Source organism: Pseudobutyrivibrio sp. YE44, assembly GCF_900104335.1.
Lineage (GTDB): Bacteria > Bacillota > Clostridia > Lachnospirales > Lachnospiraceae > Pseudobutyrivibrio.
The window spans coordinates 100,756-121,913 of record NZ_FMXT01000006.1 but is presented as its reverse complement, the minus strand read 5'-3'; the positions used below and the strand labels follow the sequence as shown (position 1 = coordinate 121,913).

At 38.8% G+C, this 21,158-nt stretch carries 23 protein-coding genes; 1 reads left to right on the top strand and 22 read right to left on the bottom strand.

Features of this window, described 5'->3' with window-relative positions; translation table 11 throughout:
* Positions 1-175 precede the first annotated feature (175 nt).
* The 3 genes from BLR54_RS10190 to BLR54_RS10185 form a co-directional block, all read right to left on the bottom strand.
* The gene (locus tag BLR54_RS10190) at positions 176-898 is read right to left on the bottom strand and encodes a Fic family protein (protein WP_334292237.1); all 723 of its coding nucleotides are present in this window, start codon (positions 896-898) and stop codon (positions 176-178) included.
* A gap of 74 nt (positions 899-972) precedes the next feature.
* Positions 973-1,242 carry a hypothetical protein gene (locus tag BLR54_RS15235; RefSeq protein ID WP_330388181.1) on the bottom strand — a complete coding sequence of 90 codons (270 nt, stop codon included), beginning with the start codon at positions 1,240-1,242 and terminating at the stop codon, positions 973-975.
* A 106-nt stretch (positions 1,243-1,348) separates the two neighbouring features.
* Positions 1,349-2,422 carry an acyltransferase family protein gene (locus tag BLR54_RS10185; RefSeq protein ID WP_090420551.1) on the bottom strand — a complete coding sequence of 358 codons (1,074 nt, stop codon included), beginning with the start codon at positions 2,420-2,422 and terminating at the stop codon, positions 1,349-1,351.
* 145 nt (positions 2,423-2,567) lie between these two features.
* Here BLR54_RS10185 and BLR54_RS10180 point away from each other — a divergent pair, with 145 nt between their 5' ends.
* The gene (locus tag BLR54_RS10180; protein WP_090420548.1) at positions 2,568-3,704 is read left to right on the top strand and encodes a GGDEF domain-containing protein; all 1,137 of its coding nucleotides are present in this window, start codon (positions 2,568-2,570) and stop codon (positions 3,702-3,704) included.
* 42 nt (positions 3,705-3,746) lie between these two features.
* Here BLR54_RS10180 and BLR54_RS10175 read toward each other — a convergent pair whose 3' ends face one another.
* The 19 genes from BLR54_RS10175 to BLR54_RS10090 all read right to left on the bottom strand — a co-directional run bounded on the left by BLR54_RS10175 (position 3,747) and on the right by BLR54_RS10090 (position 21,109).
* Positions 3,747-4,439, bottom strand: a complete 693-nt coding sequence (locus BLR54_RS10175; protein ID WP_090420544.1) for an MgtC/SapB family protein — start codon at positions 4,437-4,439, stop codon at positions 3,747-3,749.
* Positions 4,440-4,460: 21 nt separating this feature from the next.
* Positions 4,461-5,522: an ABC transporter ATP-binding protein gene (locus BLR54_RS10170; RefSeq protein ID WP_090420541.1), complete on the bottom strand. Its 1,062-nt coding sequence runs from the start codon at positions 5,520-5,522 to the stop codon at positions 4,461-4,463.
* A gap of 18 nt (positions 5,523-5,540) precedes the next feature.
* Positions 5,541-7,250: an ABC transporter permease gene (locus tag BLR54_RS10165; RefSeq protein WP_090420538.1), complete on the bottom strand. Its 1,710-nt coding sequence runs from the start codon at positions 7,248-7,250 to the stop codon at positions 5,541-5,543.
* Between the two features lie 71 nt (positions 7,251-7,321).
* The gene (locus BLR54_RS10160; RefSeq protein ID WP_090420535.1) at positions 7,322-8,455 is read right to left on the bottom strand and encodes an ABC transporter substrate-binding protein; all 1,134 of its coding nucleotides are present in this window, start codon (positions 8,453-8,455) and stop codon (positions 7,322-7,324) included.
* Positions 8,456-8,554: 99 nt separating this feature from the next.
* Positions 8,555-9,295, bottom strand: coding sequence for a response regulator transcription factor (locus BLR54_RS10155; RefSeq protein WP_090420532.1), 741 nt, complete (start codon positions 9,293-9,295; stop codon positions 8,555-8,557).
* Between the two features lie 17 nt (positions 9,296-9,312).
* Positions 9,313-10,980, bottom strand: coding sequence for a sensor histidine kinase (locus tag BLR54_RS10150; protein ID WP_090420529.1), 1,668 nt, complete (start codon positions 10,978-10,980; stop codon positions 9,313-9,315).
* Positions 10,964-12,025, bottom strand: coding sequence for an extracellular solute-binding protein (locus BLR54_RS10145; protein WP_090420526.1), 1,062 nt, complete (start codon positions 12,023-12,025; stop codon positions 10,964-10,966). Before BLR54_RS10145 ends, BLR54_RS10150 begins: the two co-directional genes overlap by 17 nt.
* Positions 12,026-12,118: 93 nt before the next feature.
* Entirely contained in the window at positions 12,119-12,868 is a 750-nt protein-coding gene (locus tag BLR54_RS10140; RefSeq protein WP_090420523.1) for a DUF6033 family protein, read from the bottom strand.
* A 185-nt stretch (positions 12,869-13,053) separates the two neighbouring features.
* A complete protein-coding gene (locus BLR54_RS10135) occupies positions 13,054-14,013 on the bottom strand; it encodes a Gfo/Idh/MocA family protein (RefSeq protein ID WP_090420521.1) in 960 nt (319 codons plus the stop codon).
* A 75-nt stretch (positions 14,014-14,088) separates the two neighbouring features.
* Positions 14,089-14,541 (bottom strand): low molecular weight protein-tyrosine-phosphatase, encoded by a 453-nt coding sequence (locus BLR54_RS10130; RefSeq protein ID WP_090420518.1) that lies wholly within the window; start codon positions 14,539-14,541, stop codon positions 14,089-14,091.
* Positions 14,534-14,692, bottom strand: coding sequence for a hypothetical protein (locus BLR54_RS14965; protein ID WP_176761920.1), 159 nt, complete (start codon positions 14,690-14,692; stop codon positions 14,534-14,536). Before BLR54_RS14965 ends, BLR54_RS10130 begins: the two co-directional genes overlap by 8 nt.
* Before the next feature lie 12 nt (positions 14,693-14,704).
* Complete coding sequence (locus BLR54_RS10125; RefSeq protein ID WP_090420515.1) at positions 14,705-15,145, bottom strand: DUF2752 domain-containing protein; 441 nt, start codon at positions 15,143-15,145, stop codon at positions 14,705-14,707.
* Between the two features lie 145 nt (positions 15,146-15,290).
* The gene (gene dhaK, locus BLR54_RS10120; RefSeq protein WP_090420512.1) at positions 15,291-16,286 is read right to left on the bottom strand and encodes a dihydroxyacetone kinase subunit DhaK; all 996 of its coding nucleotides are present in this window, start codon (positions 16,284-16,286) and stop codon (positions 15,291-15,293) included.
* Positions 16,287-16,438: 152 nt separating this feature from the next.
* Positions 16,439-16,834, bottom strand: a complete 396-nt coding sequence (dhaM, locus tag BLR54_RS10115; protein WP_090420510.1) for a dihydroxyacetone kinase phosphoryl donor subunit DhaM — start codon at positions 16,832-16,834, stop codon at positions 16,439-16,441.
* 65 nt (positions 16,835-16,899) lie between these two features.
* Positions 16,900-17,520, bottom strand: a complete 621-nt coding sequence (gene dhaL / locus BLR54_RS10110) for a dihydroxyacetone kinase subunit DhaL (RefSeq protein ID WP_090420506.1) — start codon at positions 17,518-17,520, stop codon at positions 16,900-16,902.
* A gap of 133 nt (positions 17,521-17,653) precedes the next feature.
* The gene (locus BLR54_RS10105; RefSeq protein ID WP_090420505.1) at positions 17,654-18,688 is read right to left on the bottom strand and encodes a S66 family peptidase; all 1,035 of its coding nucleotides are present in this window, start codon (positions 18,686-18,688) and stop codon (positions 17,654-17,656) included.
* A 122-nt stretch (positions 18,689-18,810) separates the two neighbouring features.
* Positions 18,811-19,383, bottom strand: a complete 573-nt coding sequence (locus BLR54_RS10100; RefSeq protein ID WP_090420502.1) for a precorrin-2 dehydrogenase/sirohydrochlorin ferrochelatase family protein — start codon at positions 19,381-19,383, stop codon at positions 18,811-18,813.
* Between the two features lie 19 nt (positions 19,384-19,402).
* Complete coding sequence (locus tag BLR54_RS10095) at positions 19,403-20,176, bottom strand: hypothetical protein (protein ID WP_090420499.1); 774 nt, start codon at positions 20,174-20,176, stop codon at positions 19,403-19,405.
* A gap of 12 nt (positions 20,177-20,188) precedes the next feature.
* Positions 20,189-21,109 (bottom strand): hypothetical protein, encoded by a 921-nt coding sequence (locus BLR54_RS10090; RefSeq protein ID WP_090420496.1) that lies wholly within the window; start codon positions 21,107-21,109, stop codon positions 20,189-20,191.
* Between the last annotated feature and the right edge of the window lie 49 nt (positions 21,110-21,158).

Here is a 21,158-nt window from a genome sequence, read left to right as displayed (position 1 = left end):
CTCACATTCCATAATTTTTTAGTTCATGTTCAATAATATCATCTCTGGTTTTAATTATTTTCCCTACAAACTGCGATTTGTCTTTCTAAGTTATCCTGAAAATAGACCTTCTTCTTTATACTTATACTACATTTTTTGTAATCATCACAATCCATGCTGGTAATGCAACCATCCATCAACTCATGATTGAATCTGCTCTGGCATACATAGTTTTTCTACCAGCGCCAATTCTGACAAGCGTTCCATCCTCAACAAGTTTCTTCAACGCTGACTCTACTGATGAGCTTCCCAAACTTGGGCATCCCATAAGAACTTCCTGTTTAGAAAATTTCCCAATGCGTTCGCTAACATATACCTTAACAACATCATAAGATGTGCTCTTGGTTCCTGATGAATACGCTATAGAAACTCTAGCTTCAAATTCTTTGTAGCAAGAAAGAATTATGCTCAGCATATATTTGATAAATGGTTTCGGGTCATTTGTTCCCTCATGCCATCCTTGATCTGCACGTTGTAAAGCATCATAGTAGGCTTCTTGGGTATCAGCGATTGCTTTTTCAATACTGATGTACTGACCTACCAAATATCCGCTTCTATATAGCAGTAACAATGTTAACAAACGGCTCATGCGTCCATTACCGTCATTAAACGGATGGATGCAAAGGAAATCAAGCAAAAAACACGGAATTAAGATTAATTCATCTACAAGCTCCTTATCCAAAGCTTCTTGATACTTACTACAAATCGCCTCGATTGCAGGAGCTGTCTCGTATGGTTCAAGTGGCTTGAACAAAACAACCTTTTCTCCATTTGCAAGCACCATATCTATCTCATTAGGTGTGGTCTTGAACTGACCGCCATATGAATAATTCGTAAATTTAAGCAAATCTCTATGCATTTGAAGAATGAAGTTACTGCGAATTGGTAGCACCTCGTAGTTTTCATGCACAAGGTTAAGCACATTGCGATATCCTAAGATTTCCTCTTCATCACGATTCTTAGGCTTGTTTTGTCAGCCACAAGCTGCTTTAATCTAGCATTTGTAGTGATGATACCCTCAATCCTATTAGACGCTTCGGTACTTTGTATTTTGGCAATTTCAATGAGTCTATTAAGTTCCACAGGTCTTTGACGTAAGAATAGTTCCTGTTTGCCCTTATACTCATGAATCTTTGATATATATGATATTATCTCGTTATCCCATGTTCTGTCTGCAAGATAAGCATAATCAAATTGTCTCATTGACTGAAACTCCTTTCTCCCAAGGCAATCATTTATCACCCATTTTATAGTCGCGTTTGGGAGATTACCTCGCCTGTTAGGAGAAAATCTCTTACTCCCAATTATATTATTCTTTCTCCTTTTTTATTCCCAGAACACACCACCTTAAGAAAGGTATGCGGCTCATAATCTCATACAAGAGATATGAACCAGAAAATGCTGCTATTGTAACCAGAAGGTATACAACAACAGATGCTAGTGTCGGACATAACGTGTGCAGGTACCAGCCGCTGACTGCTATCATCAGATAGTGGAATACATAGAGGCCCCATGATTTTTTGCACATCCACTTTGTGAAGGCATTCTCAAAATTACCCCATTTTTTCATAAAAGCAAGAATACCGAGTGTTCCAAACCATGCGTATACGTTACACATGATTGTATCCAAGACAACATGCTCTGGATAAGGCTGACCTATGTATAGAATTACAAATGTTACGGAAGATGCGACTGCAAGAATACTTAAAATCAACCAGTTTTTACCGACTCGTTCCATCACTTCGTCATGAGACAATACAAAATATCCGGTGAGGAAGCCTAAGCCGTAGATACCGAATCTGTATACCACTACTACAGGTGTATTAAAAATCTGTGCAGCGCCATATACAGGTAGAACAAATAAAATGAGTATCAAAAGATTAGCTTTACCACAGATATCATAAAATCTGTCCTTTTCAATCTTTCTGATTAGTACCAGAATCAAGCTAAAAATCCAAAGCATCTGAACATACCACAGAACGCCGCAACCGCTTACTGCCATTATCAGAAAAAGAATAGGCTTAGGTACATTGCCCATAGAATCGAATGCACCTGATATCAGCATGTTGTAGTAGCCAAGGACCCAGCCGAAGACCAAAAGTCCGATTGTTGATGGCACTAGGTATTTTCTCGTTCTTACTTTAATAAATTCCTTTTCTGTTCGCCTACCAAGTTCGTAGCGAGCTGACATGCCAGATACAACAAACAGAATAAGCATAAACCAGGGATATACAATGTACTGATATGTATCCTGAGGCTGATGTTCACTGAAGGGCCCGATTATGCCATGCTGGGTTACACCATTAAATATGTAAATCACATGATATATGACAACTAGCACTACAGTTATCCAACGAATATTATCTAAGTATGTCTTTCTCATATTTTCCCCCCTTTGCCATAAATTTTAGCATTTTTCTTAATTATAAAAAAGTAACCTCCGTCTTATCACCATTTATACACAGAATTCCAACAAAATCCTGCTATATTACAGGTAAGTATATGTATATGGTATAAAGGAGAGGGGTATGATTAAGCTTCTGAAGAGTCACAACCAAACACAGGAATTCGAAGACTATGAGACTACCATAGGGCTTTCTGCGCTGGATATTTATTTAACCAGAGTGTATAAGTTTGTGATTTTAGCACCTACCTCTGTGGCTGCACTTTCGGCCGTATCCTATACCATTACAAAGCTTATGGGAGGCTATGAAACCGTACCTCCTTTAGGATTAGCGCTTTTTGACCTTACAAATGTAATATATTTTTTAGTTGCACTTCATTTCTATAGAGTAGGCTTGAAAGGTGATAGCTTAGTTAAACAAGAGCAGCTGAAGCGTCATAAAATCGCCGTTGGTGTTGTCATTTTAATTCAGTACAATTTCACCATATATTTAATTCCATTTAACCAATGGTGGGCCTTTGCGCCATTCTTTATATTCTTCACAGTATTTTTCTTTGATATGAAACTGACCTCTTGGGTAACAATAGGTATAATGGTTTCAACCGTTCAGTCCTGGTTTATAAAACCTGAAATTCTATGGGTGGCTGATGGTGTTAATAAGACTCCAGATATTCTAATTCGAATTAGCTATTTAACTATTTCAGCAATACTGTTGCTTTCCCTTACACATTTAGGTGGTAAATATCTAATTGAGGAATTGGAAAAATACGCAAAATACGACACCTTAACCCACTTATTAAACCGAAAAAGCATGGACAGCTATTTAAGAGATGCCTGCAGACATGCAGACAAAGGAAGACAACCCTTCTGCTTGATAATGGCAGATATAGATGACTTTAAGAAAGTTAACGATACCTATGGTCATGATTGTGGTGATGAGGTGCTAAAGTATGTTGCTCACACCATCCTCACTGGTGTCAAAAAAACTGACTACGTATTTAGATGGGGCGGTGAGGAAATCTGCATTATTTTAAAGTGTCCTTTAGAACAGGCGACACTGGCTGCAGATCGTATAAGATGTGATATTGCAAAAGATTTCATAACATATAAAAATGATGTTCAAGTCTCTGTTACAGTGACAATGGGCGTGTGCGAGTACAAGCCGGGCATGTCCCTCAGCAACTTAATGAACGATGCTGATGAAAAATTATATTATGGTAAGCAGCACGGTAAAAACCAGGTTGTAAATTCTATACAATAACAAAATTGAGGAGATATTGATTACCAATATCTCCTCTTTCTTTTAGACTTCTTCCACGTAGTATACGTAGGATAAATCCCCAATAGTATTTAAAATTTCTTGGTGTGAACGTCTTCTGTCCAAGTCAATGTCAATTATCACTGCAACATCTGTGTTTTGAAGAGTTTTCTCTCGACATTTTGTCATGCTATTGATAGCAAAACCTAATTCTGTTATTTCCTTTGTAAGGGAGGTTACCCCCTTGTTTTTACTAACCTCAGCATAAATGCACATGTACTTGCTATTATTTTCAACAACAGTACTAAATCTCAAAAGTACAATGTTTGCCAGTAACACTAATAAAAAGCAGGATACGCCTATTATTAGATAGCCACCACCTATTACCATGCCCATGCAAGAAGTCACCCAAAGTGAAGCTGCGGTTGACAGACCTTTTATTTGGTTGCGCCCCGTAACAAGAATAGTCCCCGCTCCCAAAAAGCCGATACCACTAACTACACCAGCTGGGATTCTACTTACATCTGCATTAAGATTTGGCATCATGGCCAAATATATATTCAACACCGTGGCTGCTGCTGAACCCAAGCTCACAAGTGAGAAGGTCTTTATACCAGCGCTGTGATGTTTGACAACACGCTCCCATCCAATAAGGCTTCCGAACAAAGTAGCTATAGCTAATCTAATTACTACAGCGCCTTCGCTCATTCCCTGTAGATAAGTTAAATAGTTATTCATCCCCTACCCCATTTTCAGATTTTATAAAGCGTATAAAGTGTTGTCCTCAAAGTTAAGGAATACCTTGTCTCCTACATTGTAAATCTTTTTGTTCTTAGGATTGTATTCCTGAATCTTAACAACAGTCTCACCAACTTTAATGTGATAATCCTGGTATGCACCCATGAAGCATGAATACTCAACAGTTCCAGATAAATCACCTTCGTCTGAAAGAGATGCTCCTTCTGGTCTAAGAACAACGCTACACTGCTTGTTAATCTCCATATCACCTGTAGCGCACTTAAGTCTTACACCGTTAATATCAACTTCATCCTGAGCTACAACCACAGCCTCTAAGAAGTTTACTTCACCAATAAAGTCTGCTACGAATTTATTGTTTGGATAATAGTAAGCCTCCTTTGGTGACGCTACCTGCTCAACATTTCCGCCATTCATAATAATGACCTTATCAGAGATAGCCATTGCCTCTGACTGATCATGTGTTACGTAGATAGCTGTAATGCCTGCCTCCTGCTGGATTCTACGAATCTCAGTACGCATTGAAACACGAAGCTTTGCATCAAGATTTGAAAGTGGCTCATCGAATAACAAAACACCTGGCTCAATAACAAGCGCTCTTGCCAAAGCAACACGCTGCTGCTGTCCACCAGAAAGCTGGTTTGTCATACGATTTTCCATTCCCTCCAAGCCAACAAGTTTAAGAATATCAGTAACCTTTCTCTTAATCTCATCCTGTGGAAGCTTTCTAAGCTTAAGTCCATAGGCCACATTATCAAAGATATTGTAATGTGGGAGAAGTGCATAGCTCTGGAAAACCATAGCTGTATCTCTCTTGTTTGGAGTCAAGGCATTGATAGCCTCGTCTCCAAGATAAATCTCACCTTCGTCTGGGCTTTCAAAACCAGCAATCATACGAAGAGTTGTTGTCTTACCACAACCAGATGGTCCAAGTAAAGTAACAAAGGTACCTGGTTCAATTTCCAAATTGCAATCTTTTACTGCGTAAAAATCTTTGCCTGTCTTTGGGTCTTTATATATTTTTGAGATATGTTCTAAGCGAACTCCCTTTTTCTCTTTTGCCATTTTTCCACCGCCTTATAATTAATCAATTTTTACCTTTCGGCTAGTTCCAAAATATTTCATTAGAATGTTCATAAGCAGTACTGAACCGTAAGTAATAAGAATCAGTATTGAAGCAAATGCACAAGCAATTCCATATGCACCCTTCTCTGCAAACTCATTAATCTGAACTGTAATGAGCAAGTATGAAGGTGTTACAAGAAGAATGATTGCACTGATTGCTGTGATACTACGTACAAACGAAGTAATAAATCCACTAAGGAAGCTATCCTTAATAAGTGGTAATGTAACTGTCATAAATACCTTGAAGCTGTCTGCGCCCATATCATATGCAGATTCCTCAATACTCTTATCAATCTGTCTAAGAGCTGAGATACCGCTTCGTGTTCCTGTTGGAAGGCTTCGTACAATAAATACGATTACAAGGATTGTTCCTGTACCATATAATCCCTGTAAAAATCCAGAACCGAAAAGTCCTCCTGAGAAACCACGGATATAACCAATACCAAGAACTGTTCCAGGCACTGCCATAGCAAGCATTGAAACTGCCTCAATAAATCCCTTAGCCTTGAATTTTCTCTTTACAACCAAGTAAGAGATAATCATTGAAAGCAAGGCCGTGATTGGTGCTGATATAAGTGATAATACAAAACTATCCTTAAAGGTCTTAAAGCCTTTATATCTTGTGAATACCTGTTCAAACCACTTTGTAGTTAAGTGGAAATCATATCCCCAAGTTTTGAACATTGCGCCAAATGGAACGCAAATGTACATAACGATTACAAAAAGAGCAAGTGCTGAGCAAGCAACTGTAAGAGGAACTGTTACACTCTTGTCTGTAATAAGCATTCTCTCTCGAGAAGCCTTTCCTGAAAGAGTTGCTGTACTCTTTGCCTCTAAGTAATATTTCTGAACCATAAACATGCAAAGTGTGATGCAAAGAAGAACTACCGCCATAGCAGCTGCACCCTGCTTGTCATAGGCACCTGTAATCTGTAAGTAAATTGTGGTTGCAAGTGTATCGTAAGAACCACCGATAATCATTGGGTTTGCAAAATCTGCAATCGACTCAATGAATGTTACCAAGAAAGCATTTCCTAAACCTGGAAGAATTAATGGGAATGTTACTGTCATGAAAACCTTAAATCTTGAAGCACCCATATCTCTAGCTGCTTCTTCCAAGGATGGATCTATATTCTTAAGCAATCCCTTAAGCATCATGTAGCAGACTGGGAAAAAGGTAAGTGTCTGAACGATTGCGATTCCCCAGAAACCATACACGCTGTTGTCATAAATCTTAAATATGAATCGTGTGATGATTCCTGCCTTACCAAAAAGCATTATCATTGAAAGTGATAATACAAATGGTGGTGATACTACAGGAAGCATAGAAACCAATTTAAATAATCCCTCAATAAATCTTGTCCTAAGCTTTACATATACCTCTACATAAGCAAATAGCAAGCCGATTAAAGCTGATGCTATTCCAACTAAAAAACCAACCTTTAATGTGTTTGTGATTGCCCTTCTAAAATTGGACAATTCCATAATTCTCTTAAATACATCTAAAGTGATTCCGTCCTCTGTAACAAAACTATCCACCAGCAAAATTGCAAGAGGATATAAAATAAATACTGTAAGAAATACTACCAGCAAGATAATGGTCGAAACCAGGATAGGATCCGCTAAAAGCTTTTTCCTTTCAAGGCTGGCGCTTTGACTTTTTGCCATCTTATCTCCCTCCTATGCTTTTAACAAGGCGGATGAACTTAAGCATCCGCCTTGAAAAATCTTATGTTTAATTATTCTGTCTCGAAACGATCATCTGCTGCGCTGCCAAGAGCATTCATAACGTCCTCAACATACTGAGCTGTATTTTCCTTTGCATCTTCGAAGTCATAATCCATAACGTTGTCTGGATCAAGACCGAACTCTTCTGCAACCTCTGGCTGCTTAGCATTGTCAAGTAATAAGAACTGATATGAACCGTTCTGAGCTGCAAGCTCTACACACTCTGGACTAAGTGCATACTCAATCCAGAGCTTAGCAGCATTTGGGTGCTGGCAACCCTTGAAGATTGCTGTTGCACCAATCTCAAAAGATGTACCTGATGAAGGAATAATCAAATCGATGTTTCCATATCCGTTATCAACGATCTGTGCTAATGCATCATGTAAGAATCCGATACCAACAACACACTCACCTGTTCCTACATTCTTAGAAGGGCCTGATCCTGACTTTGTATATACTTCGATATTCTTATCAAGATCTGTAAGATACTTAACACCCTCATCATGTCCATACTTCTGAACCATTGTATTAATAACAAGCTTTGCTGTACCAGCTGTATTGTAGTTTGACATCCAAACTAATCCCTGATACTTAGAATCAAGTAAATCCTTCCAATCCTTTGGAGCATCTACCTTCATTCTTTCTAACTCATCCTTGTTAACCATGAAACCAAGAATTCCTTTGTAAATTCCATACCAATTTCCATCGGCATCCTTGTACTCATCGCTTAATAAGTGCTTTGCATTAATTGCCTCATATGGCTCTAATAAGCCTTCTGATGCAGCAACGTTATAAGGATCTGTTGTTCCACCAAACCAAACATCACCTGATGGATTTCCATTTTCCTCTTCAATCTTACTTTGTACCTCACCTGTTGAAAGGCGCTGATACTGAACATCAATTCCATAAAGCTCTTCAAAGTGATCACATGCTGCTGCAAGATAATCCTCCTCGCAAGAACCATAAACGACTAATGTTCCTTCCTCCTGTGCTGCTGAAATTAAATCGTCAAGCTCACCTGACTCATCTACAACAGCCTGTGCTGCCTCATCAGTTGTCTTAGCGCCACCATCTGAGCCGCTACCACAACCAACTAAACCAAGTGCCATAACCCCCGCTAAAGCTAAAGCGATTTTTCTTTTCATCCTTTCTTCTCCTTTCGTGTTTCACTTGATAAAAAGATGATAAGAAAAATCGCTTTCTTCAAATACCCAATTTTCTGTTTTATTATCCGAATTTCTGAACTAGTTCAAAAAATCTGATGGAGCACTTCCAGTATATCTCTTAAATACAGTGTTGAAGTGCTTGTAATCTGTAAAGCCTGTCATATCTGAGACCTGATAAATTTTGTACTTGCCAGTCTCCAAAAGCTTGATAGCCTGCTGCACCCTGTACTTGTTTAAGAAATCAAGATATGTTGCACCTGTGGATTCTTTAAATTTTCTTGATAAGTAGCTGGCAGAAACACCAAGCTCCTCAGAAAAGCTTTCGATGGAAATCTTGTCAGCATAGTTTTCCTTGGTGGCATCAATAATGTGCTGAACGTAGTCGTTCACATTATCTGTTTTTATGTACACCGTATTCTTTTCTGAAATCTGCTTTAGCTGTCTTTCCTTTTCAATTTCTGTGGTAACCTTTTGGATGTTCTTTTTTAATTCATCCTCATCTACCGGCTTCATCAAATATGCACTAACCCCCATATCGATGGCTTGCTTTGCATATTCAAAATCAGCGTAGCTAGTCATAATGATAGACTTAAAATCTGCTATATCATTTCCTGTACGAATCATTTCAATGCCATCCATAAGTGGCATCATTATATCTGCCAAAACAATATCCGGCTCAAGCTCCTTGATTTTATCTATGCCTTCCTTACCGTTGGCAGCCTCACCTACAATGGTGCAGCCCATAGACACCCAATCCATGGTATAGGCAATTCCCTTACGAATGATATCCTCGTCTTCTGCTATTAATACTCTGTACATTATTTCCCCAATACCCCTTAAATATCTTGTTTATGCTTTGGAATGGTTATTCTAACCGTAGTTCCAATATTTTTCTCGCTTGTAATATCCAAGCCGTAATCCCCCTTATACATAAGGTGAATTCTTCGATGGATATTATATAGTCCCAAATGAGAAGATATATTTTGATTGCTTTCAAGCTGCGCCTTTATCTCCTCCAATAAATCAGGTTCTATTCCGACACCATCATCTACACAGGCGAAAACTATCTTATCCTGTATCTGATAACCAGATATTTTTACTGTAAGCTTTTCTTTTGTTCCGAAACCATATTTGATGGCATTCTCAAGAAGAGGCTGAACCACAAGCTTTGGAATCAGGCAGTCATATATATCCTCCGACACATGGATGCTGTAAGCAAATCTCTTGTTAAATCTTATCTGTAGTATATTAAGATAATACTGAAGATTTTGTAGATCCTCTGCTACTGTAACCTCTTCATTGGTACCGCCAATACTGTATCGCAATAGTCCTGATAAGGACACAATCATTTTGTCAGCGGCCTTGGCATCTATCTTTGCCATAAAGCGGATGTTATCCAAAGTGTTGTATAAAAAGTGTGGATTGAACTGACTTTCCAGCTGTTTCACCTGAGAAAACGCAGCATTTTCTGCAAGCTCTTGATTCTGAGCAATCTGAGTCTTTAGACCTTCAAGCATCTCGTTAAAATCCTTGCCAATGGTCTGCAGCTCCTTGCTGCTATCTATGTTTAGGCTGACGTCAAAATCTCCCTGCTGTACTGCCTCAAAAGCATTTTCAATCTTCTTTACATCTCTAGTGTATTCCACCGAGCTTCGACCAGCATTTTTGTAAGAGGCAAATATGATGATAATGAAAAGAATTGCCAGTATGCCAATAAGTATTTCAATCAACCTAAGGCTCTTTTCTATGTCAGCTACGGTGTAGATTTTTAAGCCATTTTCAAGCTGGCTACAAATGTTATAGTATCTGTGACCATCAATAGAGGTTACCCCATTATTATCTTCCAGCTCAGTTTTAATTTGCCCCAAACTATCAACAATACTTCTGTTATTTAAAACATAATACCAACCTACCTGGTCGGTAACACATACCATATTTTCATCGCTGGTCACGTACTGCTGCAGCACCTCCTTTGGCACCACATAGGCCACATAGTATTTAAGCAAACCTTCATCCCCTACCCCCTTCACAAGACAAAGCTTGTCATTAATGAGTACAGTCTGAATTTCACCTAAATTAGTTTTGGCAGCCTTAAGCACACCCCAGTTTATAAATTCTCTATCTGTTAAGAATCTATATGAAGTATCCTTGCTGGAGAAAACCACGTCCAAGGTATTGGTCATGATAATCAAATCTCCAATGTCATCATATTCGCAGGTTTTCTCATAAATCAACGAATATAATTCATTTTTGATTTTAAAAGCATTCTTACCATCTATTAGATTTCCAGCTTCATCTATAATGTCGCAATAGTTTTCCATGACAGTTTGAATCTGTCCGGTAACCTGTCGATTCTCTTCAATAGTGGTTTTTCTAACGTTTATAAACCAAGTTGCTATGAACATAACCATAGCCACCATTGTTATAGCAATTACAGGTGTAATGGAATAAACAATAAAGCTTCTACGTATGTTTTCCTGGAAGGATTTAATCTCTTTTTCCATGGTTATCCTCCCCTATCAGCTGATTAAACTTATCAATCCACTGGCTCTTGTTAGAGATAATTTCATCTCTGTCTACTTCAAGCATATTAATCTGATCTTTTGAAAGTACAGAAACAGAATTAGATACATCCGTACGAACGGAACGTCTGCCCAAATTCTTAGCCATGAAGGATTGGGTGTCATAGCTAGTCATAAAATCTACAAAGGTCTCAGCTTTATCCAAGGCCTTTGTGTTCTTGTTTATATAAATACCATCACAGGTAGAAACCACGCCTTCATCCATGTAGACAATCCTTACATGCTTATCTGAGTTAAGCATGGTTATAGCCGCCTCTTCAAAGGTGAGCCCAACCACATATTTTCCGTTGGCAACACCCTCATACACCTCTGAGGAGCTTCCGCAGATATTGCCATCAAGCTGATTAACAAGCTTCCCTACATAATCCCAGCCCTTCTCTGGCTTTCCTTGCCCCATGGCATATAGCATGTTCACCAGGTGCTCAAAGGACGAAGATGAATGAGCAGGATTTGCAAAGGCAATCTTCCCCTTCAACTTAGGATTAAGTAGATCCTCATAACCGTTTATGATGATATTACCTGCAATATCCGTATTTACGATAAGTATACTTGGGACATCTGAAAAACATGTAACTCCAGGAGCGATATTCTGATATGCTGGATAGATGTTGTCATAAGATTTGCATCTATAATCATAGAAATTATCAGTGTTCTTTCCTACAGAAAGCACCGAACCACCCCACATAACATCAACAGACTCATCCTCCTCTATAAGGGAAATTGCCTCAGAAGAGCTACAGCTTATAAGCTCAACTTCAATTCCTGTCTCCAATTCAAACTCATGAATAAGAGGCTTAACAAAGTCCACCGGATGGGGTGATGCTACCACCAATCTTTCCTTGTGGCTGGTATTTCTCGAACCAAAACCAAATACTCCCACAAGAATTCCTATTAATGCTATAGTTGCAACCACTATTGTGGCTATCATAATTCTTTTCTTACCAAATACATTCTTTATAAAACCCATAGTGAATACATTATATTCAAATATATGACCTTTTTTCAACAAAAAATAGACCTAAACCTTTTTTGAAGATTTAGGTCTATCATAATATTCTGGTTATACTGCAAAATCGATTCTATCCCCGGCTTTGATTTCATCAAATGGAATGCTTTCCCAATCAACACCTTTTATTTTTGCTATTAGCTCTTCAAAGGAACTAGCCTCCACTGTTGTTCTCTGACGATATTCCTCAGCAGCCTTTTCATAAGGATTTGTTCTTCTATCCTCAATTCGCTTTTCTTCAGCCTCTTTAGCTTCGGCCTTTTCAGCTTCTCTATTCTTCTGCCTGTTGGCCTCTATACGCTCACGCTGCTTTGCAGAAGATTTTTCCAACTCTGCAAACAGCTTCATAGAGCCATCATCACCAAGCTCGATAGTAATCTTATTAATTCCAGCGTCCTCTGCAAACTCTGGGTCCTCAGCCAATTGCTCATTAATCTTCTTTGCCATATCAATGGCTGTTTCCATCTGACTTAGCTTTTCCTTTGCATAGTCATCATCTTCCGCCATACGCTCTAGCTCTGAGCTAGATAAAAGAACTGCAATTTCCTTATCACTGGCATCTGCCAAGGCCTTTTTATCGTTATCTGAATCTGCAACGATAAAGTCATAGTCCTTGTATTTTTCACGAAGACTATTTAAAAAATCCTTGCCCTTAGTAGAAAGTTTTCCTTCACTGTTCTCAGGCTTAGCAGCTTCAGACTTCTTTACTTCAGATGTCGAAGCATTTTCAGTTTTCTTGTTTTTATTCAATCTGCTTGAATCATACTGATTATACAGATTCGATATTCCATTAATTCCAACCATAGCCTGTACCTCCTTGTAACTGCTATAAACTATCCACAATATATTTACACACATCCCTGTGCCTAGAATTCATAAGTTATATCGGAGAATTAGAGCTGTTCTTAATGGTGAAATTATACAAAAAGGCAGCTGTTCTTTTGAACAACTGCCCTAATAAAACCAAATATTTATAGTAAAAACTGACTCTATGCAGTAGCCTGGTCTATGATTTCTGCCACCCATTTGCTATACTGCATGATTTGTTCCTGAGTCTTAACATCCTTTTCTTCAATAATGCGTTTGAATTCCTTAAACTCAAAGAACAGGCGATGACTACCATCTCCCATATCCACTTCTTTTGTGTCTGTATCGGCGTCATTGAAAAGCACGTCGTACTCAGTCATGCCATTTACATGAGGATAAATGCAGATTGTAGCATCTACTCCCTGGATTGTAGCAGGACCAGGCGCAGCACAATCCTTAGCCGCCGTGCAAAGGCATTTAAACTCACCATAGTCAGCCACAAGAATACCACTTGTATCAACGTCCTTTTCCATATTAGGAGTGTAGCTTACATTCTTTGGCTTGCCAAACAATCCAACCATAGCGGAAATATTGTAAACATTTAAGTCTCTAAGCGCGCCACCATTATGAGCTGCATCAAATACTGCTGGTGTGGATGTTCCCTCATGAAAGGCCTTATAGCGTCGAGACATCTGACTATAATTGAAGTTACAAATCTTCAAATCACCAGCAAGCTTAACATCCTTTTGAAGCTGCTTGTAGGCTGGCATATGATAGATGCTCATTGCCTCAAAAAGCATAACCTGATTATCCTTTGCAAGGGCTTCAAGCTCCTGTAGTTCTGCTGCAGTGATTGTCATTGGCTTTTCGCATATTACATGCTTTCCAGCCTCTAGGGCTTTTTTGGTGTACTCCACATGTAAATCATTTAACACGCCAATATAAACCACATCTATATCAGATGAAAGCATTTGATCGTAATCCGTATATACGGTACTTAGCTTGTACTGCTTTGCAAGAGCCTGAAGCTTTTCCATACTCTGCTTTCTACCGCATATACAAATTTCCTCAAAGCCTATCTCATCTATGAAGGATAATACTTCCTGTACTATCACTCCGTTTCCTGCTATTCCAAGTTTCATAACCTTTTATCCTCTCTTCTACTTATCTTCTTGTGGAAGCTCTTAGTGTATAGGGAATTCTCTCTTATAATAATTTTAATATCCTAATTCCTTTAACAAGCCATCACAGCCTCTGATAACATCCTCATAGCAAACATCAAACTTACGTGTATACCAAGGATCTGCTATATCTCGCGGCCTGTCCGTAAAATCCAAGAGTCTATAAATCTTTCTATCTGGGTCTGGTCCAAATTCATAGGCCAGGTCATGCATATTTTCTGCATCCATTCCAATGATGTAATCATAGTCTCTATATTCGTCTTTACGAACATGACGGGCTGCGTAGCCCTCACAATTAATTCCATGAGCATTCAGCACCTGTCTCACTGGAGGATACACTGGATTTCCAATTTCCTCGTAGGTCATTGCTGCGCAGTCTATAAAAAAATCCTGTGCAATCCCTCTTTTTTCCACCATATCCTGTAAAACATACTTTGCCATTGGCGAACGGCATATGCTGCCGTGACATACAAATAAAATATTAGTCATTTTCTTTCTCTTCTTTCTTGTCTTCTTCAACTAGTTCGAACCTGTCGTCAGGCTGTTTACATCTTGGACAATAATCGATATCCCTGATACTTTTGCCTTCCTTTTCCTCATCAAAAATGTACCCACAAGCCTTACATCTGTAAACTGCCATAGTTCCCCCTCCTTAATTGATGATGTTTTTAGTTAGCTCAATAGACTTTTTAATTAACCTTGCAATAGCTCCATCCTGAGGATGAAACACAACAATAGTATCTGCCGGAGACATCATTCGAATAATGTAAACCACAAACGCCGCCACCACAATAAGGGCTATAACACCTTTAAAAACCCTTGAATTTATCTTTTTCCTGTAGATAATCATAAGCAAAACCACCGGTGGCAGTGGAAACAGCGGATGATAGTGAAATGCTCCTGTGATATCACCTCTAATTAGAGCAATCCAAGCCCTGGTCATTCCACATCCAGCACAGGATATTCCTGTAGCATATTTAATTGGACACCCTATTCCTACAAAATCGAAAAAAGCATATAGCAAAACAACAGCAGCTATAAATGAAAGGGCCTCAAAAATTCTTTTTATATCAAAATTAATCTTTTTATTCATACTATTTCACATCTTTCAGTGTCTCAATTATAGCTTATCCCCTTCTTTTTGTCTTTTGTTTTACCACAATAAAAAACCATCAAAAAACCGGCCTCCCTATAATAGAGAAGCCGGAATGCTATTTAGATTATCTAGTTACGGCGGTCTATGCCTGAACAAAAGCAGGTGTATCTGCTGGAGCAGCCAAATACTTCTTAAGTTCATCGTCAACCTTAAGTAAGGTGATTGAGAAGCCTTCCATATCAAGAGATGTCATGTAGTTTCCAACTAAGGTCTTTGCAATCTTAATGCCCTTGGAATCAAGAACCTCCTTAACATGTTTGTTGGCTACAAGCAATTCCATAAGAGGAGTTCCGCCCATGCCGTTAACCATCACAGCAACCTCGTCTCCAGAATTATAAATTCCCTCTGCAAAAATCTTATTAAGAAGCTTGTCAGCAATTTCGTTTACTGAGCTAATCTTTTCACGGTTTACACCAGGCTCACCATGGATACCGATACCAATTTCGATTTCATCTTCAGCTAAGTCAAAGCTTGGCTTTCCTGCTGCAGGAACGGTACAAGCGTCAATAGCCATACCCATTGAACGAACATTTTCGATTACCTTCTCAGCAACCTTCTTAACCTCAGCAAGACTTCCACCAGCCTCTGCACAAGCGCCTGCAATCTTGTGAACGAAAATAGTTCCTGCAATACCACGACGACCTGTTGTCCATGTACTGTTTTCAACAGCAACATCATCAGCTGTAATAACCTGCTCAACCTCGATACCCTCGTCACGGGCCATGTCAGCAGCCATTTCAAAGTTCATAACATCACCAGTGTAGTTCTTGATTACAAGAAGAACACCCTTGCCACCATCAGCTGCCTTAATGGCTTCATATACCTGGTCAGGTGTAGGAGATGTAAACACAGCACCTGCGATAGCTCCATCAAGCATTCCCTTTCCAACATAGCCACCATGTGCTGGCTCGTGTCCGCTACCGCCACCAGAAACAAGAGCTACTTTTCCCTTTGAACCACCTGCTCTAACAAGTACGTCAAAACCGTCAAGTCTCTTAACGTACTGAGGATAAGCCGCTACCATACCCTCAAGCATTTCATCAACAATATTATCAACCCCATTAATTAATTTCTTCATAAATAATCTCCTCCTAGATAATTCTTTGCCTTTAAACTGCTGGTTACACCTACAAGCCTTATATCTCTCAGCTCAGCTAAGAATGCTTCACTTGAGAGACATAAGAGCTTGATGGCTACCAGCTCATCAAAAGCCCCCAAGTAATAAAATATTTAATTATTTATCTTACGCACACCACGGCAGTCTTCAGCCGCTTTCAGGACAGCCTCCAGGTCGCTGCCCACCATAGCGCTAACAGCCGCTGCGATAGTGCCTTCTACAATTGGCGCATCTGCAAGCTTTACTTTAATATCTTCGTCTTCCAAAAGCTCAATTGCTGTCTCTGAACTCATAACTCCGCTGCCAAGATCTGCCATCACAACTACCCCGTCTCCGTCATTAGCCTGACGAATTGCTTCGGAAATACGAACTGCATCTGTACCAATAGAACCGTCTTCCATTCCACCTGCACTTATAATTCCCTTGTGATCTGGTGCAATTTCGGCGGTTAAATCCTTTAATCCCTCAGCGATTTTAGCGCTGTGAGAAACAAGAACAAGTCCTACCATAACAAAAATCCCCCAATTAATCTTTGTACATTGTATCTTGTAAAAACCCTATTTTAGCTATTCCTTTAACCTTTAAGGAAGTCTCTGATCGTTTCCAATGTGATAGTAAGAGAGGTTGCACCAGGATCCTGATGGCCTATACTTCTCTCTCCCAAGTAGCTTGCACGTCCCTTTGTTGCCGCTATTGTCTTTGTAAACTCTACTCCCTCATTTGCAGCCTGACATGCAGCCTCTAACGCTTCTAAAAATTCTGAGCCCCCACTCAGCTTTTCAGACAAAGTGTCATAAGCTGGAATCAATGCATCAAGCATGGTCTTTTCGCCTTTTTCAGCATGACCTCTCTTTTTGATACCCTCTATAGCCGCAGCCAGCGACGCTTTGAAGTCCTCCCCAGTAACTTCAGTTTTGCCAGCAAACACCTTTGCTGCCTCCATATAAGCTGTTCCATATAATGGTCCAGAAGCACCACCAACAGTGGAAAGCAAAGTCATACCTGCTTTCTTTAAGGCTGCCCCAATATCAGCCTCATCCTCTGGCACCTTTTCGATTACTCCCTGAAAACCTCTGGCCATATTGACACCGTGATCCGCATCACCAATCTCTCGGTCTAAATCAGTGAGAAAGTCTTTATTCTCAATGATTCTTTCACCAATGGCCTTCAAGCAATCATAAATTCTTGTAGACATAAAAATTCCCCCTCCTAAACGTAAATTGTTATTTCAATTATAACACTCATTACGCAAAAGAGAGAGAATTTTTTGACAATTATTCAGCTTTATAGATTTAGACTGGCAATTCTCAAACCCAGCTTGCCAGTGGTTATACCTGATACTTCAAAGTAATATTTTCTGCCGCCTCAACGGACACCTGTGCCCCTGAGATAATAGGCATAGCAGGTGCTAAATGTCCAACGTCTGCATCCATGACAATAGGAACATTATACTTTCCAAGGATTCCTGTCACAGCGTTATACTGATCAAGGCCCATCATTTCCTGTTTCCATGCAAAAGCCGGACGACCAATAATAAATCCCTTCGTATTTACGAACCAACCGGCTCTATCAAGATTCCAAAGTGCACGTCTAATAGACATAACATTTAAATCACAAGCCTCTAGGAACCAAACCACACCTTGATTCTTATATTTCTCATTGAAGGATGCCACCTTGTCATACTTGGTACCTACAAGATTTGCCAAACAATCCAAGCATCCTCCTGTAATAATTCCTGAGAATTCTGGCACTCGATTGGTTTCAGATTCACCCATAAACAATCGAAGTTCTTTTTTCTCTGTAAGATTGTAGCCTACAAATGGATGGGCCCCATCCTTTAAGGACTCTACCTCGAACCTATCATAGCCCGAAACTGTAGTTTTCTTTCCGGTGATAACCTGAAGGACATCTTCTAGGGCTGGTTCAAGTTTTTCCATTCCAAAGGCTCCAATGCTTGGCCCATAGATTGCCGCAGTATCACAAATTGTATTAAGCAAAAAAGTGAAATTGGTGTTATCAGAATAGCCCATATACCACTTAGGCTTGGCAGCCTTTACTGCCTCAAAATCCACATGATCAAGGGTCTCACACATAAGCTCTCCGCCACCACAGGCAATGAGCATATCATTGTCGTCACTGCAATAAAAATCTGTAAGCTCCTTGCCGCAGTTTTCAGGGGTAGAGCTGATTCCAATACCATCATTTCTTCGACAGTTAGGACCCTCCACAAGCTTGTAGCCCATTCCTTCAAATCTCTTTATTGCTGCATCCATACAGCTTTTGTAAGGCTCATCAGCGCACCCGAAGGAAGGCGCCACCAGCCCAATCGTATCCCCCTCGTGGAGGAAGTTTGGAAATTTCATAATTCTATTATTCTCCTTAAGATATTAAAATGAGCTGGTAGGCATCAAGCTATTATATTTCTTAAATGAAGCTTTCTTCAGCTGAATGTAGAAATATAATGCTTGTAGCCGTAACCAGCGGACTATAATGTCATGGAAATAGCACCTAGAAGTTCCTCTACTTCTTCATCGGTAGGAATTCCATCGTAGCATAATGCATAGTCAATTAGCTGCTCAAAGGCACTATTCTGACTAGCTTTAAGTGGAAATAGCTCCTCAATTGGCTGCTTCCACTTTCCAAGCATTTCGTTTAATTCACCAAGCTTTGGAGTGAGAGTTTCCTTTTCTTTATTTGCAAGAAACTTTGCCAAAGCTGTGCTCTTGCCACTGCTAGAAAATGCCCCCACCAAATCTCTTTCCTTTACATAAGATGGAAAACTAAAGGTGCCCAGATCCGGTCTACCTAATATATTAACAGGAATACCTGCATCTTTGCAAAGCATAGAAATCTGAAGATTAATTTCCTCATCTTCAGTATCAACAAGGACAACCTTCTTTCCCTTTAAATCATCGGTCGTAAACTCATCCTTATCAATTACTCTCACCTTAGCCCCAAAATCAAGAAGCGCATCGGACCTGCGCAACACCGCATCACTACTACCAATAACCAAACAATTTGCCCCAGTTAAATTTACAAACATTGGAAAATATGCCATAACCCCTCCTCATATAAAATTAGTCCCAGATTTCACCATCTTTGAAATTACATCGTTTTATGATAAATCCATTATAATCATTTATATCATGCCCACACATATAATCTGCTGTTCCATATTTATCGATACTTTCTAAGAACAACTGAGATTTTTCTGGAACAAACATTGCTTCTTTTTCCATTGGATAAGCTTTTAAATCCTTAGTTCCATCGTATATCTTCCTAGGAATTCTTGTAATATAAATTTTATAGGTGCTACCAGAATATAAGTCTTTACACTCCTCCCAAAAGGCATCAATTGTGCTGTCATCTATATCATCTTTATCATTTGGAAGTTGAAGAAAGATAACATGATTTTCCTCCACCTCATCCTGTGAAATATAACCTTCCAAGGTTTTACATTTTCTAATTGGATACATATAAAATGCAGCCGCTCCATCTGCAAAAGCTCCGTAAACTGTATGGCTTTCATCAAAATAATTATCAGCAATTTCTTGGATTTCTTCCGCTGCTTCCATACCATATTTGTAGGAAACATAACTATCATATTTGACAATACCAAATATATTTTGAATGCAGCATATATCATTGCCATCTTCCATCTTAAGAAGAATAGAATCACTTGTAATACTGCCAGCATAATCAAGAGATATATTGTATTTTACCTTATAGTATATTTTCGCACAAAAAACTCGATATAGTTGAAAATGAAAACAAGAAATCACATGTAGCAATAAAATAACTACAAGACAAACGGCTATTTTCTTTGGTACGCTCAATCTATTTTTATCCATATATAATCCCTATTACTTAATCCTTGTACCATACATCCAAATCTGACCTTTATGGTTTGAATACAATATTCCCCGTACAGTAACTTTCTTTCCAATTTCAGAAAGTAGCCAATCATCATTTCCATTATTTCCCCTGTATCTTAGACTTATATAGTCATATGGAAAATGTTTGATGTCATAATATAATCTGTACTCCTTATCCACCAAATATAAATTACCTTCTGTCTTTATTACAGGTCTATCTAGTTTTTCGCCAATAATGCTCCTGCAACCCTTTACCGTTACTAATTCAAGACCTTCTCCCTTTATTTCAACCTTCTTTTCATCATAATTTATAGTGTCATCGTCCTCTGAAAAGAAGCATACTTCACTGCTAAATTCAACATTAATGTATACGTTTGAAATATTATAATCTTTATCAAATTCGTATCTAAGCATGCCTTTTCCAAACAGAATGTCTCCCGGATGAATAGGCTGTTCATCATACCAGTTAAAATACACCTCAATGGTATTGTTTGTATCATCTTTTGTATCTGAAATAGTAACTTCTGTATTGTAGTGATTTGTTTTGTCTAATTCCTTGATAGCCACCACATATCCCTTAAACAACATTCTTTCATCAAGGAATTTTCTATTCTGTCCCAATCCAAAAATTAAAGCATCTAGCAATTCTAGCTCTGTGGTCTTACCATTTTTATCTGACAAGTCAACAGCATCAGAAGCATTGTAGCTATTATAAATTGAATAGGCTCCACCATACTCAGTTACCTTATATCCCTTTGCTGCATCAATGATATCCTGCGGTATTTCATCTTCTTTTGAAATATTATTTTGATTGTTTTCAAACTTTTGATATTTATTATTGATAAAAACCATCAATAGAATGAATATCAGCAATGAAACTAGTCCAATCAATAATCTCTTTTTATTCATAATTATCCTCTAAATGGAAAATAAAAGACTAAACATATAACAATGTGAT

What these genes read in the sequence shown, in the direction of transcription:
- BLR54_RS10190 (WP_334292237.1), bottom strand. Translation starts at nt 898, where the DNA reads ATGCATAGAGATTTGCTTAAATTTACGAATTATTCATATGGCGGTCAG.
- BLR54_RS15235 (WP_330388181.1), bottom strand. Translation starts at nt 1,242, where the DNA reads ATGAGACAATTTGATTATGCTTATCTTGCAGACAGAACATGGGATAAC.
- BLR54_RS10185 (WP_090420551.1), bottom strand. Translation starts at nt 2,422, where the DNA reads ATGAGAAAGACATACTTAGATAATATTCGTTGGATAACTGTAGTGCTA.
- BLR54_RS10180 (WP_090420548.1), top strand. Translation starts at nt 2,568, where the DNA reads ATGATTAAGCTTCTGAAGAGTCACAACCAAACACAGGAATTCGAAGAC.
- BLR54_RS10175 (WP_090420544.1), bottom strand. Translation starts at nt 4,439, where the DNA reads ATGAATAACTATTTAACTTATCTACAGGGAATGAGCGAAGGCGCTGTA.
- BLR54_RS10170 (WP_090420541.1), bottom strand. Translation starts at nt 5,522, where the DNA reads ATGGCAAAAGAGAAAAAGGGAGTTCGCTTAGAACATATCTCAAAAATA.
- BLR54_RS10165 (WP_090420538.1), bottom strand. Translation starts at nt 7,250, where the DNA reads ATGGCAAAAAGTCAAAGCGCCAGCCTTGAAAGGAAAAAGCTTTTAGCG.
- BLR54_RS10160 (WP_090420535.1), bottom strand. Translation starts at nt 8,455, where the DNA reads ATGAAAAGAAAAATCGCTTTAGCTTTAGCGGGGGTTATGGCACTTGGT.
- BLR54_RS10155 (WP_090420532.1), bottom strand. Translation starts at nt 9,295, where the DNA reads ATGTACAGAGTATTAATAGCAGAAGACGAGGATATCATTCGTAAGGGA.
- BLR54_RS10150 (WP_090420529.1), bottom strand. Translation starts at nt 10,980, where the DNA reads ATGGAAAAAGAGATTAAATCCTTCCAGGAAAACATACGTAGAAGCTTT.
- BLR54_RS10145 (WP_090420526.1), bottom strand. Translation starts at nt 12,025, where the DNA reads ATGGGTTTTATAAAGAATGTATTTGGTAAGAAAAGAATTATGATAGCC.
- BLR54_RS10140 (WP_090420523.1), bottom strand. Translation starts at nt 12,868, where the DNA reads ATGGTTGGAATTAATGGAATATCGAATCTGTATAATCAGTATGATTCA.
- BLR54_RS10135 (WP_090420521.1), bottom strand. Translation starts at nt 14,013, where the DNA reads ATGAAACTTGGAATAGCAGGAAACGGAGTGATAGTACAGGAAGTATTA.
- BLR54_RS10130 (WP_090420518.1), bottom strand. Translation starts at nt 14,541, where the DNA reads ATGACTAATATTTTATTTGTATGTCACGGCAGCATATGCCGTTCGCCA.
- BLR54_RS14965 (WP_176761920.1), bottom strand. Translation starts at nt 14,692, where the DNA reads ATGGCAGTTTACAGATGTAAGGCTTGTGGGTACATTTTTGATGAGGAA.
- BLR54_RS10125 (WP_090420515.1), bottom strand. Translation starts at nt 15,145, where the DNA reads ATGAATAAAAAGATTAATTTTGATATAAAAAGAATTTTTGAGGCCCTT.
- dhaK (WP_090420512.1), bottom strand. Translation starts at nt 16,286, where the DNA reads ATGAAGAAATTAATTAATGGGGTTGATAATATTGTTGATGAAATGCTT.
- dhaM (WP_090420510.1), bottom strand. Translation starts at nt 16,834, where the DNA reads ATGGTAGGACTTGTTCTTGTTTCTCACAGCGCTAAAATCGCTGAGGGA.
- dhaL (WP_090420506.1), bottom strand. Translation starts at nt 17,520, where the DNA reads ATGTCTACAAGAATTTATGATTGCTTGAAGGCCATTGGTGAAAGAATC.
- BLR54_RS10105 (WP_090420505.1), bottom strand. Translation starts at nt 18,688, where the DNA reads ATGAAATTTCCAAACTTCCTCCACGAGGGGGATACGATTGGGCTGGTG.
- BLR54_RS10100 (WP_090420502.1), bottom strand. Translation starts at nt 19,383, where the DNA reads ATGGCATATTTTCCAATGTTTGTAAATTTAACTGGGGCAAATTGTTTG.
- BLR54_RS10095 (WP_090420499.1), bottom strand. Translation starts at nt 20,176, where the DNA reads ATGGATAAAAATAGATTGAGCGTACCAAAGAAAATAGCCGTTTGTCTT.
- BLR54_RS10090 (WP_090420496.1), bottom strand. Translation starts at nt 21,109, where the DNA reads ATGAATAAAAAGAGATTATTGATTGGACTAGTTTCATTGCTGATATTC.